The sequence below is a fragment of the Acinetobacter variabilis genome, from assembly GCF_000369625.1.
GTDB lineage: Bacteria > Pseudomonadota > Gammaproteobacteria > Pseudomonadales > Moraxellaceae > Acinetobacter > Acinetobacter variabilis.
On record NZ_KB850113.1, the window covers coordinates 519288 to 534635 of the forward strand.

Here is a 15348-nt window from a genome sequence, read left to right on the forward strand (position 1 = left end):
TTTTTTTTCGATAAAGATTAGGACAAAATGTGACTGAAAGTTGTTTATTTTCCTGAAAAATTCGGTATCATCCGCCTCCTAGTTGTTCGAATACAAAACTGCTAGCTAGAACCTTTATAAAGCGCCGAGTCAAAGGACCAAACGTCACCAGACTTATTTCTTTCACCCATATCAGAGATGGTAATTCGATATGAGCGTTACTTCTGTAAACCCTGCCACCAATTCCACAAACGAATACTACTTGACTCGCCAAAGTCAGATGGAATCGAATGTGCGTAGTTATCCACGTAAATTACCGTTAGCGATAGCGAAAGCACAAGGTTGCTGGGTTACCGATGTTGAAGGTACTGAGTACCTTGATTGTTTAGCTGGGGCAGGGACGTTGGCTTTAGGCCATAATCATCCTGCAGTCATTCAAAGTATCCAGGATACAATTGCAAGCGGTTTACCATTGCATACCCTGGATCTTACTACTCCTTTAAAAGATGCTTTTACCGAAGCACTTCTTTCTTATCTTCCAGGTGGCCAAGAAGAGTACTGCTTGCAGTTCTGTGGTCCATCAGGTGCAGATGCAACTGAAGCCGCGATTAAACTGGCGAAAACCTTTACTGGTCGTAGCTCAGTGATCAGCTTCTCTGGCGGTTATCATGGTATGACTCACGGTGCATTGGCAATGACAGGTAACCTGTCTGCGAAAAATGCAGTGAACGGTTTGATGCCGGGTGTACAGTTCATGCCGTATCCGCATGAATACCGTTGCCCACTGGGTCTTGGCGGTGAAGCCGGCGTTGATGCTCTGACTTACTACTTTGAAAATTTCATTGAAGATGTAGAAAGCGGTGTGACTAAACCTGCAGCTGTGATTCTTGAAGCGATTCAGGGCGAAGGCGGTGTGGTAACTGCACCAGTAAAATGGTTGCAAAAAATCCGCGAAGTGACTGAAAAACACAACATCGTGTTGATTCTTGATGAAGTTCAGGCAGGCTTTGCGCGTTCAGGCAAAATGTTTGCATTCGAACACGCGGGGATTGAACCTGATGTGGTGGTAATGTCTAAAGCTGTAGGTGGTAGTTTGCCGCTTGCCGTACTTGGTATTAAACGTAAGTTTGATGCTTGGCAACCTGCTGGTCATACCGGTACTTTCCGTGGTAACCAATTGGCGATGGGCACAGGTCTTGCAACGATCAATACCATTAAAGAACAGAACCTGGCGCAAAATGCACAAGAGCGTGGTGATTTCCTGCAAGCTGAACTGAAAAAACTGGCTGCTGAATTCCCATGTATCGGTAACGTGCGTGGTCGCGGTCTGATGATCGGTGTTGAAATCGTCGACGAGCGTAAACCAGCGGATCATATGGGTTCTTTCCCTGCTGATGGCCAATTGGCTGCAGCAATTCAAACCGCTTGTTTCAACAACAAACTGTTGCTGGAAAAAGGTGGGCGTAATGGTACAGTAATCCGTTTACTTTGCCCATTGATCATCACTCAGGCTGAGTGTGAAGAAGTTCTGGTTCGCTTCAAGAAAGCGGTTGCTGAAGCTCTAGTCGCAGTTCGAGGCGCGTAATTCATGATAGATTTTGCAGAACACCGTAAAGCGTTACTCTGCAATGATGCTGCATCTATCGCTGACTATGAGTCGGCGATGGATCAGGCGACCAAAGCGGTTGCAGCATGGTTGCAAAACGACAAGATGTATACCGGCGGTAGCATCAAGGAATTGCGTAGCGCAATTGCGTTCAATCCTTCTAAAGAAGGCTTGGGCGTACAGAAATCTTTAGAGCGTATGGTTGAGCTATTCCTCAACAAGAGCTTGAAAGTACATCATCCGCATTCGCTAGCACATTTGCATTGCCCGACGATGGTCACCAGCCAGATCGCGGAAGTGCTCATTAATGCCACTAACCAGTCAATGGACTCTTGGGATCAAAGCCCGGCAGGTTCTTTGATGGAAGTGCAGCTGATTGACTGGCTACGTCAGAAAGTTGGCTATGGCTCAGGTCAGGCAGGTGTGTTCACTTCTGGTGGTACCCAATCCAACCTGATGGGTGTATTACTGGCACGTGATGCCTGCATCGCGAAAAACTGGAAAGATGAAAACGGTAATCCGTGGTCTGTTCAGCGTGACGGCATCCCTGCGGATGCAATGCGTAACGTCAAAGTCATCTGTTCTGAAAATGCACACTTCTCTGTGCAAAAGAACATGGCGATGATGGGCATGGGCTTCCAATCTGTCGTGACTGTGCCTGTGAATGAAAATGCTCAGATGGACGTTGATGCGCTGGAAAAAACCATGGCGCATCTTCAGTCTGAAGGCAAGATCGTGGCATGTGTAGTCGCAACAGCGGGTACGACTGATGCTGGCGCAATTGATCCACTGAAACAGATTCGTGAAATCACCAATAAATATGGCGCGTGGATGCATATCGACGCAGCATGGGGTGGTGCGCTGATCCTGTCGAATGACTATCGTTCTATGCTGGATGGCATCGAGCTGTCTGATTCTGTGACACTGGATTTCCATAAGCATTACTTCCAGACCATTTCATGTGGTGCATTCTTGCTGAAAGATGAAGCGAACTATCGTTTCATGCACTACGAAGCAGAATATCTGAACTCTGCTTATGATGAAGAGCACGGTGTTCCTAACTTGGTATCGAAGTCTCTACAAACGACTCGTCGTTTTGACGCGTTGAAATTGTGGATGACTGTAGAAGCGTTGGGTGAAGAGCTTTATGGTTCAATGATCGACCATGGTGTGAAACTGACTCGTGAAGTGGCTGACTACATCAAGGCAACTGATGGCCTGGAACTTCTGGTTGAGCCACAATTTGCATCGGTATTATTCCGTGTGGTTCCAGCAGGCTATCCAGCTGAGTTTGTCGATGCCTTGAACCAGAACGTCGCAGATGAACTGTTTGCGCGTGGTGAAGCGAATATTGGTGTCACCAAAGTCGGTCAGGTTCAATCTCTGAAAATGACGACTTTAAGCCCAGTTGCAACACTTGAAAACGTGAAGAACTTGCTGGCACTTGTGCTTGCAGAAGCGGATCGTATCAAGGGTTCAATTGCTGATGGTACTTATACGCCGCCAATCGCATAAGCGGTTGCAGGTGAAAAAAGGAGATCGTTAAGATCTCCTTTTTTATTGGAATTTGGCTGACACATAGATAATGATTTTTAAATAAAATTAAGCTGCAAATAAAGGACTAAAGCCTTTTTTCCTTAACAGTTTGCGGTACATGCTGGAGCTGCGATCTGCCGGGAAATGTGCTTCCAGAGATAAGTCCAGCGGTAAAAACTCTGGCTTCTGATTTTCGACAATCAGGCGATCTTCTTCAAAAATCTTCAGATTAAAATCATAGGCTTCTTCGACGGGTAGGTCTTTATCATAATTACGACAGATAGGAGCAAACAGTCGGGTCTGACGGGCGGTCATCGGTGAAGCAGCATTCATAATCACCTGTTTGGCATCATTAGGGAAATGAATGGTCAGGGTCGCGGTAAAGGGCAGACTAATTTCAAAATGTCGTAGCCATTTAAAATCTTCCTGACCACGCTGATCTAACCCAATCGGATAACGGCCAACACTGCTGATATAGTCGGCACTGAAACCATATTCAGTTTCTATTGTGGTGTAATTCGGGACTTCAACATCATTCGGATCACCAAAGGTATCCGGATGTACCCAGGCAAAATGGGCTACATCAATAAAGCCTTCTAGCTGTCTGCCAGCAAAACATTTGATGTCGACTTGTGGGCAAACCAGTTGCTGATAATCCGCATCATTCCAATAAGGCATCACTGGAATATTCGGTTCAGCGTCTTTGTCTGCTGTCAGTGAACACCAGATCAGACCATAACGTTCAACCGCGGCATAGGTCCGTAAATGAAACCGATCTGAAATTTTATGCTGTGGATGTGCAGGGATACGGTTGCATTTACCTTGTATACCAAAACGCAAGCCATGATAAGGACAGACCACGCCTTGACCATTATTTTTTCCCAGACTTAAGGGCACACCACGATGCGGACAGGCATCCTTGGCCACGATCAGTTCATCCTGCATCTTGTAAATAACCAGTGGCATATCTAGCAACATTGTTCCTAGTGGCTGTTCAGAGACATCACGCGCTAAGGCCACTGGATACCAATATTGAGCTAGGAGATGCCAGTCATGTTCTTCAAATGTCATGTGAATCGGTAAATCGGGATTGAAAACTGGAATGGTGGTGCTGTTCATGGTGCTATCACTGTAATTCTTTATTTCAATATAGGCCAATGTGATGTTCTACGAAATTTCAAAGATCAGGACATCCTGTTGCATAAATTCGAACAGGATGTAAGGAAGAATGAGCTATAGACAAAAAAATTAAAGGAAGCGATATTTAAAGCCCTTAAAAAGGTATACCGAAAGATACTTCTTCTATTTTCCATGCACAAAATGTGTATTCAGGGCTTTATACCTAATGTGATATGCAAGCTCCATTCAGACAAAATCAGCTAATGTCAGGGAACAACAAAAATATCTGATTCAGGATGAAGAGATGACTAATTTGCATGTATCCCAACCCGTTGACTGTATTATTCAAGGAAAAATGATACAAGGCGCTGCCGAAAGTTTTGTAGTGATCAATCCTGCTGATGAGCAGGTATTGGCACTGTGTTCCTCTCCCTCAGAAGCACAAATTGAAGACACCATCCGTAGTGCCGAGCAGGCTTTTCATCAATGGAAAAATACGGATGAGGCCACGCGACAGTCAATCTTGCATCGTATTGCGGATCGTATTGAAGAACATCGGGAAGAGTTAGCGCGTTTGGTGGTGAAGGAGCAGGGCAAACCTTATGCGCTGGCCGAATTTGAAGTCGGTGGGGCCATTGCCTGGACCCGCTATCAGGCAGAACTCAAGATTGAAACTGAAATCTTACAGGATGATGCCAATAAACGGATCGAACTGCATCATCGGCCTTTAGGGATTGTGGCATCGGTCACTCCATGGAACTGGCCTTTAATGATTGCTGTCTGGCATATCATGCCGGCAATTCGCGCTGGCAATGTGGTCATCAATAAACCTTCAGAATTTACCCCATTGTCGACCCTTCGACTCGGTGAGCTGATTCAGCAAGAAGTTGCACCTGGAGTCGTATCTATACTTACTGGAGGCGGCGAAGTTGGGGCCAAGCTGACCAGTCACCCTGTAATTGCTAAAGTGGTATTTACCGGTTCGACCGCAACTGGTCAAAGAATCATGCAGAACGCAGCTGCGACTTTCAAGCATTTAACACTGGAACTTGGTGGCAATGATGCAGGCATTGTTTTGCCAGATACCGACATTCAGGCAATGGTAGTCCGAATCTTTCATGGAGCTTTTATCAACATGGGCCAGACCTGTGCTGCGTTGAAGCGTCTTTATGTGCATGACAGCCAGTATGATGCACTGGCACAGGAATTAGTAAAAGTCGCACAGCAACAATCTCTGGGAGATGGTTTAGCCGAGACGACTACTTTTGGTCCGGTACAAAATATTAAGCAATACCAAAAAGTTCAGGCCATGATTCAGGAAGCCCGGGATGAAGGGGCAATAGTCATGACATCTGGTCAGAATCTATCGGATACAGGCTATTTTATTGCACCGACGATTGTGACCAATGTAAGCCCAGATAGCCGTCTGGTGCAGGAAGAGCAGTTTGGTCCGGTATTACCTTTGATCCGTTATCACGATATTGAAGAAGTACTGACTGAAGCCAACAATACGGATTTTGGTTTAGGTGGCTCAATCTGGTCATCCGATCTGGAGCAGGCGCAGCAGTTTGCTCAACGGCTGAGTTGTGGTACGGCATGGATCAATACGCATGGTGAGATTTTCCCACATGTACCTTTTGGCGGATGGAAGCATTCAGGTGTCGGTGCCCAGTTCGGACTGAGTGGTCTGCTCGAAAATACGATTCAGCAGATTGTTCATATCAATAAAAATTAAATCAAAAAAAGCTCAAGTTAAACTTGAGCTTTTTTCTTTTACTTAAAATATATCAACGTAATAAAGGGCGGGCAGCCTGAAAATCAAAATGTAATTGCTTGAATTTATCTAAGACAATATAAGATTTGATATGACCAATAAAATTACAGCTCAGCAATTTTTCAGTCACAAAATTTGCCAGCATTTCCAGATTTTTAGCGCCTACTTTTAACATGAAATCTGCATCACCACTTAAAGAAAAAGCTTCCTGAATGGCTTCTTCTTCTTCAATCAATTGTTGAAAAGCGATCTTGGCTGCTGCGTCATGTGTTTTGAGATTGACCTGAACCATAGCCAAAACTGCAATTCCCAAAGCTTCAGGATGAATGCAGGCGCTATAACCCAAAATAATTCCTTTTTGCTCCAGCAGCTGACGCCGTCTAGAACATTGAGAGGCTGACAGACCGATTAAATCCCCGATTTCCTGATTCGTCAGGCGCCCATTTTTTTGCAAAGCCTGAATGATTTTCCAGTCAAATTTATCCATTGCATCCATTGCACTGAATCCTTATCCGATACACGTTTTATGTGTTTTTGAATCATTGTGACTTGCATTATGCACGAAATCAGAAAATGAAATGCAATATTCTGTAATTGAAGCATAATAAGTGATAGGGAAAATAATAATGTTTATGGAAATTGGTCAGTACCTTAATCAGCGCCTGCAAGAACTAGGAATTCAGCATATTTTTGGTGTGCCAGGTGACTTTAATCTCTCCTATTTAGAACAGATCGAAATTGATCCAAAACTGGAATTTATCGGTAACTGTAATGAGCTAAATGCAGCCTATGCAGCAGATGGTTATGCACGTCTGCATGGTGTCGGTGCTTTGCTGACCACTTATGGTGTGGGTGACCTGAGCGCGATTAACGGCATTGCAGGTGCATATGCCGAGCAGGTTGCCATGGTGCATATTTCCGGTATTCCGCCTTTACATGCCGTAGAACAGGGCGCTTTGTTACACCATACCCTGATCGATGGTGATTATGACAATATCATGAACTGCATGCGCGAATTTACCGTGACACAGACGCGTTTGACTCCAGCCAATGCAGTGAGTGAAATTGACCGGGTATTAAAGCAATGTATTTTGATGCGTCGACCGGTTCATATCCAGCTCCCTTCAGATATTACCCATCTCCAGATTAAAGTGCCAAAGCAGCCTCTAGATCTGAGCCGACCCCAAAGTGATCCAAAACTTCTGCAAGAAACTGCGACACGGATAGCCAAACGCATCAAACAGGCACGTCAGCCAGTTCTGCTCATTGACAATGAAGCTGAAATTTTCCAGCTTACCGATATGCTGCAAAATTGGGCTGAGCGCATGCAGATTCCCTATACCTGTCTGTCTACTGCCAAAAATATCATGAATGAAAGTCACCCCTTATATGCGGGCGTTTATGCAGGTGCAGCAAGCGCAGCATCGACTTGTCAGTTGGTAGAGCAGTCAGATTGCCTGATCGCTATTGGGCCACGTTTTACCGATGTTGCCACAGCATTTTTCTCACATCGTGTATCCGCACAAAATATGTTGTATCTGGCGGATTCCTGTCTTTGCTTGGATGGGCAGATGATCAGTGGACTGGATTTAGCTCAGTTGATCCAAGCCATCTCAAAACAGACTTTAGATGATCAACCACGTACTTTTAATCCTGCACCAAAACCACTTTTACAAACTCAACAGATCGAAGAAAATACTGCGCTTAGCCAAACTGCACTCTGGCAGCAAATTTCTGAGTTCTTACAGGAAGATGATGTGATTGTGGCAGAAGTGGGCACTGCCAATGCAGGTTTATCAGGATTGACTTTACCTGTGACTGCTAAGTATCTGGTTCAACCGATCTGGGGATCGATTGGTTATACCTTGCCTGCTTTGCTTGGCAGTATGCTTGCTGCACCGAAGCGCCGTCATCTGCTCTTTATTGGGGATGGTTCGATTCAGCTGACCATTCAGGAGCTTTCTACCTTATTAAGAGAAGGCTTAAAACCTGTAATTTTTATTTTAAATAATGGCGGTTATACCATTGAACGTTTAATCATGGGTGAAAATGCCAAATACAACGATATTCAGAACTGGAAATACAGCCAGTTTGCTCAAGTCTTTTCTGCTGATACTCCGCATCAGGCTCATATAGTGAAAACCCCGGCAGAATTAAAGCGTACACTCGCACAGGTTCATCAGGCTGAGGAATTATGTCTGATTGAGCTGCAACTCCCACGTATGGATGCACCACAACGCTTAAAACAGTTTGCTGAAGTCGTGGCACGCTATGACTACGGTGAATATGGTTATAAGCAGCTGGTTGAGCAGAATACACCTCCCTACAAAAAGGCAATCTAGCAAAATGTAGAAATTAAAAAAAATTGTTCACAAGGAGTGACAATATGGATGTTGAAGATCATCAATTAAAAAAACAGCTTTCCAACCGGCATATCCAGCTAATTGCCTTAGGCGGAGCGATCGGTACAGGATTATTTTTAGGTTTATCACATACGATTCAGCTGGCAGGTCCATCAGTACTTTTAGGCTATGCCATTGCTGGCATCATTGCATTTCTGATCATGCGCCAATTGGGTGAGATGGTGGTGCATGAACCGGTTAGTGGTTCATTCAGTTATTTTGCCAATAAATACTGGGGCAAAAAAGCAGGCTTTATTTCAGGCTGGAACTATTGGGTGCTCTATGTATTAGTCAGTATGGCTGAGTTGAGTGCAATTGGTACTTTCGTTCAGTTCTGGTGGCCGGAGATTCCGACCTGGCTCACGGCACTGGCATTCTTCCTGCTCATGAATGGTATTAATCTGGTCAATGTCAAATTCTTCGGTGAGAGTGAATTTATATTTTCCATGGTCAAGATTATTGCCATTTTAAGCATGATCGGATTCGGGATCTATCTGCTGTTTAGCGGTTCTGCAGGAAGTCAGGCCAGTGTGACAAATTTGTGGCAGCATGGCGGATTTTTCCCTGAGGGCTGGTCAGGTTTTATGATGGCACTTGCCGTGATTATGTTTGCATTTGGTGGGCTGGAGCTGATTGGTATTGCCGCCAGTGAAACCAAAAATCCAGAAAAGACCATTCCAAAAGCAGTGAATCAGATTGTCTACCGTGTACTGATTTTCTATATTGGTGCCATTGGCGTGTTGCTATGTCTGTATCCATGGAATCTGGTGGCGCAGGGCGGTAGTCCGTTCGTAATGATTTTCCAGTCATTGAACAGTCATGGTGTGGCGAATGTTCTTAATTTTGTAGTTCTGGTTGCTGCACTTTCGGTCTATAACAGCTGTATTTATTGTAATACCCGCATGTTGTTGGGTCTGGCTCAACAGGGTAATGCACCGGCATTTTTAAAGAAAATTAACCGCCGGGGTATCCCAGTAAATGCTGTTCTATTCTCGGCAGCAGTCTCCGGTATCTGTGTATTAATGAATTACCTCATGCCGGGTGAAGCTTTCGGTATTCTGATGCTACTGGTGGTTTATGCTTTGGTAATTAACTGGCTGATGATTTCACTGACCCATTTGAAATTCAGAAAAGCCATGCAGGAACAGCAGCAGACGACCGCATTCCCAAGCCTGTTTGGCCGCTGGAGTAATTACCTGATAATTTCATTTATCATCATGATTTTAATGATCATGAGCTTTACCAAAGAAATGCAGATTGCCGTTGCATTGGTGCCGGTCTGGTTGCTGTTTTTGACGGTGATGTATGTGATGAAATATCGCAAGAAACCGGTACTCTTGCCTGAATCTACTGAACCCACCACTTAAATAGAAAGGCCCTGAAAAGGGTCTTTTTTCTATTATATTGTCTTGAGCAGGTAACGAATTAATTATCATAAAACCGTCATAAAGCTGTAACCCGGCTGTCATATTCTAAAATCAAAATGCGTGTATCGAAAAAGTACAAGACTTTATTAGAAAGTGGCGTACTCCAATAAATGCATCAATAAAGAGAGATGAGAATGCGCTTCAATCATATCGCAATTGCGTTGGCACTTTCAGGGGTAGCTGTTGCAACAACTGCAAATGCAGCTCGTGACACGATCCAAATTGCTGGTTCTTCTACAGTTTTGCCTTACGCGAGTATTGTTGCAGAAGAGTTTGGTAATACATTCCCACAATTTAAAGCACCTGTTGTAGGTTCTGGTGGTACTTCGGGTGGTTTGAAACAATTCTGTAATGGCGTTGGTGATAACACTATCGATATTGCTAATGCATCTCGTAAAATTAAAGACACTGAACTTGCAGCTTGTAAAAAAGCAGGTGTAAACCAAGTTCTTGAGATTAAAGTAGGTTATGACGGTATCGTGTTTGCATCAAACGCTAAAAAAGCGGCATTCAAATTACGTCCACAACATGTATTCGCTGCTTTAGCTGCTGAATTACCATCTAACGGTAAAATGGTTGCAAACCCATATACACGTTGGAACCAAATTGATCCAACACTTCCAAATGAAGCAATCACTTTAGTGATTCCTGCATCAAACCACGGTACACGTGAAGTGTTCCAAGAAAAAATGGTTGATGCTGGCTGTGAAACTTACCAAGCATTTGCGAAGTTAGATAAAGATGCACAGAAAAAGGCATGTTCTACATTCCGTAAAGATGGCCGTGTGATTGAAATTTCTGGCGACTACACTGAAACACTGGCACGTTTAAAAACATCTCCAAATGCAGTCGGTGTTTTTGGTTTAGGTTTCTATGATCAAAACCGTGACAAATTACGTGTAGCGACAGTTAACAACGTTGCTCCATCTGAGAAAACAATTCTGAATGGTTCTTACCCTGTATCACGTCCATTGTTCTTCTACGTGAAAGGTGAACATCTTAAATCAATCAAAGGCTTGAAAGAATTTACAGAATTCTTTGTAAGCAAAAAAGTATCTGGTAAAGGTTCTAAGCTTGAAAAAGCTGGCCTGATTTCAATGTCTGACAAAGAACGTGCTGCGGTACTAGCAAACTTCAAAGCGGGTAAAGCTGTTAAATAAAAGTATGGAAATAGCCAATGGCAGGGTCGACCTGCCTTTGGTTTTTTTGCAAAGAAACCGTTTTTTCAAAGTGTGTAATTGAAGAAACAGTGGAGATTACATGAATCTGCTCCTCATTGGTGTGTTACTGGCGATTATTGCCATTGCCTATCAAGTTGGCTTAACCAAGAGCCGTAAACTTGCAGGTAAAGGGAATAACTCAGCGATGCTGCATTCTCGACCGGGTTACTATGGTGCATTGGTCGCGTTGTGGTGTGGTATCCCAGCATTTTTAATTCTGATTGTTTGGAATTTAGTTGAACCAAGTATTTTTCAACAAGTCATTTTAAATCATGTGCCTGAACAAATTCGTGCGACGCTAGATCCGGCGAGTACAAGCGTGATGGTTGAGCGTGTACAAGCATTGGCTTCGGGTTTTGGGGTGAGCGATACACCAGCTGCTTATGAACTTGCAGCAGCAGAACAGTTAAAGAAAATTGAGAACATTGGTTCATTCGCGAAATTAGCAGTTGTTGTAAGTGCGGCATTGATTGGTTTAGTGATGGCTAAACGTCGCATTGCAGAAAAATATCGTGCACGAAATCAAGTTGAAAAAGTCTTAAATGTAGCACTAGCACTATGTTCAGGCGTGGCGATTTTGACCACTGTCGGTATTGTCATGTCGATGTTTAGTGAAGCAATGCGCTTCTTTAGTTTTGTTAATCCTCTCGACTTCTTCTTTGGTACTGAATGGAACCCAGGTTTTAGTACTTCGGGAAGTGCAGAAGGCAGTTACGGCTTGTTACCTTTATTGTGGGGTACGCTCATGGTGAGTGGTATCGCATTATTGGTAGCTGTTCCTGTTGGTTTAATGATTGCGATCTATCTTGCTGAATATGCAAAACCAAGTTTTCGTTCATGGGCAAAACCTGCGATTGAAGTATTGGCAGGTATTCCAACCATTGTTTATGGTGTCTTTGCTTTAATGGTCATTGGTCCATTTGCTAAAGATTTAGGCGCAATGATTGGGCTCGAAATTAATGCGACAAGTGCCTTAACCGCTGGTTTTGTCATGGGCATTATGATTATTCCATTTGTCTCTTCATTATCAGATGACATCATTACTCAAGTGCCACGAGCACTACGTGATGGTTCACTCGGATTAGGTGCGACAAAATCTGAAACGATTCGCCAAGTGGTTATTCCAGCAGCATTGCCAGGTATTATCGGTGCGTTCTTGCTTGCAGCATCACGTGCCATTGGTGAAACCATGATTGTGGTACTAGCCGCTGGTAATAGTCCGCTGTTACATATCAATCCACTCGAAGCGGTTTCGACAGTCACAATTACCATTGTGAATCAATTAACAGGTGATACAGATTTTGCGAGTCCTCAGGCCTTGGTTGCTTTTGCATTGGGCTTAACGCTGTTTGTAATTACTTTAGGTTTGAATATTGTTGCGCTGTACATCGTGCGTAAATACCGTGAGCAATACGAATGAGTACGATTAATACATCAAATATGGATCAAACATTCGATCCGCAAGCTGCTGCTGAGCAGCGTGAAAAGCGTAAAAAAATCATCGAAAGCTCATTGGCAAAGCGTCACCGTAAAGAAAAGACATTTCGTATGTTTGGCTTCGGTGCGGTCATTACAGGTTTATTATTTGTTGCTTTGCTATTTGGCAGTATCTTGGCAAAAGGCTTACCTGCATTTTGGCAAAGTAGCATGACTGTGCCAGTGTTTTTTGATCCAGCAATTATTCAAGTCGGTCCTAAACCGGTTCAAAAAGGAGGTGAGTCACCTGCACAGTTTGAAGAGCGTTTTATCGCTTGGCAAACTGAAATGGGTATGGTGGATTGGGATGCGCTCATTGTTAATGGCATTGTTAAAAAAGCACCTGAAATTGCAAATCAAAGTGATGAGTTGAATAGTATTTACACCAGTTCCGAAGCTTATCGCTTACGTGATATGGTGATGAAAGATCCGTCACTGATTGGTAAAACGCAGGACTTCAGAATTTTAGCTGATGCGAATGTCGATGTATGGTTAGCAGGTAATATTGACCGTAGTCTTCCAGATGAACAGCAACAGCTGAGCCCTGAAGTACGTCAATTGGCCGATCAGTTAAAAGCCGATGGTGTAATCACGAATAGCTTCAATACAGAAATCTTTAAAAATCCAGATTCACGTAGTTCACCAGCAACTTCTGGCTTAGCAGGCGCATTTATGGGCTCGCTATTTATGATGCTGATTGTGATTGTGTTGTCTATTCCAATTGGTGTGGCATCTGCTATTTACCTTGAAGAATTTGCACCGAAAAACTGGATTACTGACATTATTGAAGTCAACATCAATAACCTTGCAGCAGTACCATCGATCGTATTTGGTTTGTTGGGTGCAGCAATCTTTATTGGTTGGATGCATATGCCACTTTCTGCACCTGTTGTGGGTGGTTTGGTCTTAAGTTTAATGACACTACCAACCGTAATTATTACAACGCGTGCATCTTTAAAAGCCGTTCCACCTTCGATTCGCCAAGCCGCTTTAGGCTTAGGTGCATCACGCTTACAAACAGTTTTCCACCATGTATTGCCATTGGCTTTGCCGGGTATTTTAACGGGCGGTATTATTGGTGTTGCCCAAGCTTTAGGTGAAACAGCACCACTATTACTCATTGGTATGAGCGCCTTCGTTGCAAACGTACCTGCTACGCCACTTGATCAATCGACTGCTTTACCTGTTCAGATTTTCTTATGGCAGGGGAATGAATTGCGTAACTTCTTCGAAGGACGTACCGCAGCAGCGATTATTGTACTTCTTGCACTGATGATTGGCTTAAACAGTCTAGCCATTTGGCTACGTAAGAAATTTGAAGTACGCTGGTAATTGAGAGCATTATATGAATACAGTTATTACTCTAGAACAGAATTCCTTAGAACAGGATAAGTCCGTGAATCCAGAACCAACGCAATTTACCTCTGCTCAGGGCAGTCAAAAACAGCCATCGACTTCGTTTGTGTCTCAGTTCGATACACAGACAAGTCAAAAGAAAGATGCCAAACCTACTGATGTAAAAATTAGCACACAAGATGTTCATGTTTACTACGGTGAGACTGAAGCCATTAAAGGAATTGACCTAAATATTTATGCAAATGAAGTGATTGCATTTATTGGTCCATCTGGCTGTGGTAAGTCAACATTCTTACGTACCTTAAACCGTATGAATGACACCATTGATAGCTGCCGTGTAACAGGTAAAGTGATGATGGATAATCAAGATATCTATGATCCAAATCTAGATGTGGTGTTACTACGTGCACAAGTTGGTATGGTTTTCCAAAAGCCAAACCCATTTCCAAAGTCAATTTTTGATAATGTCGCTTATGGACCAAAATTGCATGGTCTGGCACGGGATAAATATGATCTGGAAGAAATCGTAGAAAACAGCTTGCGTAAGGCAGGGCTGTGGGATGAAGTCAAAGACCGTTTAAATCAGCCGGGTACAGGGTTGTCGGGCGGACAGCAACAGCGTTTATGTATTGCACGGACGATTGCCGTTTCTCCTGAAGTGATTCTGATGGATGAACCTTGTTCAGCACTCGATCCGATTGCAACAGCTAAAGTTGAAGAACTGATCTCTGAACTTTCAACCCAATACACCATTGCTATTGTGACTCACTCCATGCAGCAGGCAGCGCGAGTCTCTGATCGGACTGCTTATTTCCATTTAGGTGATCTGATTGAAGTCAACTCGACCGAGAAAGTCTTTACTCAGCCTGACCATCAGCTTACAGAAGCCTATATTACCGGGCGTTTTGGTTAAGAAGTTTTATCTCAAGAAAGAAGGGCTAAAAAGCTCTTTTTTTATATCCAAAAGTAACGAAAGAATAAGATATATCAATTTAATCAGTGAAATGTGGAAAAATAAACCGAATCCTATTGTGCCCGAAATTCTTATAGAATATGCCGTCTTTGACATGGCAGAGCTGTCAAAAGATAGATGTTAAGAAAAGGTTGCATCCGCTATGGAAACACTCAAAACGATGTCAGTTTTTCTGATGCTGCTGATCGCATTAAGTTTAAGCATCGGTGGTCTGTGGCATCAATTACAAGGCGGCAGAATGTTTTATATACTGATTGGATTGCTGTATGGACTCAGTTTGAATTTCTATTTCAAAAAGCAGGAAAAAGCCTTATATACGAATTCTACTATATTGCTAGGAGTTATTGTCTGGGCAGGTTATCAACATGGTATTAATTTTCTATAGTGCGAATTATTTTTGCCTTACTAAGACCATATGGATACTGCTCAGTTTCAGCAATTAAACAACAATATTCTATTGAAAAAAATTCATTTGACCTT

12 protein-coding genes are annotated in these 15348 nt (G+C 43.3%); 10 read left to right on the plus strand and 2 right to left on the minus strand.

What is annotated here, in order from left to right:
• The first annotated feature begins 190 nt into the window (after window positions 1-190).
• Together F897_RS08155 and F897_RS08160 are read left to right on the plus strand one after the other, a co-directional pair.
• On the plus strand, window positions 191-1564 hold the full coding sequence (locus F897_RS08155; protein ID WP_005234927.1) for a diaminobutyrate--2-oxoglutarate transaminase: 1374 nt from the start codon (window positions 191-193) through the stop codon (window positions 1562-1564).
• Between the two features lie 3 nt (window positions 1565-1567).
• Window positions 1568-3100, plus strand: a complete 1533-nt coding sequence (locus F897_RS08160; protein WP_005234929.1) for a pyridoxal phosphate-dependent decarboxylase family protein — start codon at window positions 1568-1570, stop codon at window positions 3098-3100.
• An 87-nt stretch (window positions 3101-3187) separates the two neighbouring features.
• Here the strand turns inward: F897_RS08160 and F897_RS08165 are convergent, their stop codons facing one another.
• Window positions 3188-4240 (minus strand): aromatic ring-hydroxylating oxygenase subunit alpha, encoded by a 1053-nt coding sequence (locus F897_RS08165; RefSeq protein WP_005234931.1) that lies wholly within the window; start codon window positions 4238-4240, stop codon window positions 3188-3190.
• A 304-nt stretch (window positions 4241-4544) separates the two neighbouring features.
• On the opposite strand from F897_RS08165, the gene F897_RS08170 reads away from it, so the two are divergent.
• Window positions 4545-5975 carry an aldehyde dehydrogenase family protein gene (locus tag F897_RS08170; RefSeq protein ID WP_005234934.1) on the plus strand — a complete coding sequence of 477 codons (1431 nt, stop codon included), beginning with the start codon at window positions 4545-4547 and terminating at the stop codon, window positions 5973-5975.
• A gap of 52 nt (window positions 5976-6027) precedes the next feature.
• Here F897_RS08170 and F897_RS08175 read toward each other — a convergent pair whose 3' ends face one another.
• Window positions 6028-6501 carry an Lrp/AsnC family transcriptional regulator gene (locus F897_RS08175; RefSeq protein WP_034170074.1) on the minus strand — a complete coding sequence of 158 codons (474 nt, stop codon included), beginning with the start codon at window positions 6499-6501 and terminating at the stop codon, window positions 6028-6030.
• A gap of 139 nt (window positions 6502-6640) precedes the next feature.
• Here F897_RS08175 and F897_RS08180 point away from each other — a divergent pair, with 139 nt between their 5' ends.
• The 7 genes from F897_RS08180 to F897_RS08210 all read left to right on the plus strand — a co-directional run bounded on the left by F897_RS08180 (window position 6641) and on the right by F897_RS08210 (window position 15253).
• A complete protein-coding gene (locus F897_RS08180) occupies window positions 6641-8356 on the plus strand; it encodes an alpha-keto acid decarboxylase family protein (protein ID WP_005234938.1) in 1716 nt (571 codons plus the stop codon).
• A 44-nt stretch (window positions 8357-8400) separates the two neighbouring features.
• Complete coding sequence (locus F897_RS08185; RefSeq protein WP_005234939.1) at window positions 8401-9783, plus strand: amino acid permease; 1383 nt, start codon at window positions 8401-8403, stop codon at window positions 9781-9783.
• 194 nt (window positions 9784-9977) lie between these two features.
• Complete coding sequence (locus F897_RS08190) at window positions 9978-11003, plus strand: substrate-binding domain-containing protein (RefSeq protein WP_005234940.1); 1026 nt, start codon at window positions 9978-9980, stop codon at window positions 11001-11003.
• A gap of 100 nt (window positions 11004-11103) precedes the next feature.
• The gene (gene pstC, locus F897_RS08195) at window positions 11104-12483 is read left to right on the plus strand and encodes a phosphate ABC transporter permease subunit PstC (protein ID WP_005234942.1); all 1380 of its coding nucleotides are present in this window, start codon (window positions 11104-11106) and stop codon (window positions 12481-12483) included.
• Entirely contained in the window at window positions 12480-13871 is a 1392-nt protein-coding gene (gene pstA / locus F897_RS08200; RefSeq protein ID WP_005234946.1) for a phosphate ABC transporter permease PstA, read from the plus strand. The genes pstC and pstA overlap by 4 nt, the downstream gene beginning before the upstream one ends.
• 13 nt (window positions 13872-13884) lie before the next feature.
• Entirely contained in the window at window positions 13885-14808 is a 924-nt protein-coding gene (pstB, locus tag F897_RS08205; RefSeq protein ID WP_005234950.1) for a phosphate ABC transporter ATP-binding protein PstB, read from the plus strand.
• A gap of 202 nt (window positions 14809-15010) precedes the next feature.
• Window positions 15011-15253: a hypothetical protein gene (locus tag F897_RS08210; RefSeq protein ID WP_005234952.1), complete on the plus strand. Its 243-nt coding sequence runs from the start codon at window positions 15011-15013 to the stop codon at window positions 15251-15253.
• Window positions 15254-15348 lie beyond the last annotated feature (95 nt).

Bases quoted from the DNA above. Each gene is read 5' to 3' on its own strand.
- pstA (WP_005234946.1), top strand. From the start codon at position 12,480: ATGAGTACGATTAATACATCAAATATGGATCAAACATTCGATCCGCAA.
- F897_RS08175 (WP_034170074.1), bottom strand. From the start codon at position 6,501: ATGGATAAATTTGACTGGAAAATCATTCAGGCTTTGCAAAAAAATGGG.
- pstB (WP_005234950.1), top strand. From the start codon at position 13,885: ATGAATACAGTTATTACTCTAGAACAGAATTCCTTAGAACAGGATAAG.
- F897_RS08160 (WP_005234929.1), top strand. From the start codon at position 1,568: ATGATAGATTTTGCAGAACACCGTAAAGCGTTACTCTGCAATGATGCT.
- F897_RS08180 (WP_005234938.1), top strand. From the start codon at position 6,641: ATGTTTATGGAAATTGGTCAGTACCTTAATCAGCGCCTGCAAGAACTA.
- pstC (WP_005234942.1), top strand. From the start codon at position 11,104: ATGAATCTGCTCCTCATTGGTGTGTTACTGGCGATTATTGCCATTGCC.
- F897_RS08185 (WP_005234939.1), top strand. From the start codon at position 8,401: ATGGATGTTGAAGATCATCAATTAAAAAAACAGCTTTCCAACCGGCAT.
- F897_RS08210 (WP_005234952.1), top strand. From the start codon at position 15,011: ATGGAAACACTCAAAACGATGTCAGTTTTTCTGATGCTGCTGATCGCA.
- F897_RS08155 (WP_005234927.1), top strand. From the start codon at position 191: ATGAGCGTTACTTCTGTAAACCCTGCCACCAATTCCACAAACGAATAC.
- F897_RS08170 (WP_005234934.1), top strand. From the start codon at position 4,545: ATGACTAATTTGCATGTATCCCAACCCGTTGACTGTATTATTCAAGGA.
- F897_RS08165 (WP_005234931.1), bottom strand. From the start codon at position 4,240: ATGAACAGCACCACCATTCCAGTTTTCAATCCCGATTTACCGATTCAC.
- F897_RS08190 (WP_005234940.1), top strand. From the start codon at position 9,978: ATGCGCTTCAATCATATCGCAATTGCGTTGGCACTTTCAGGGGTAGCT.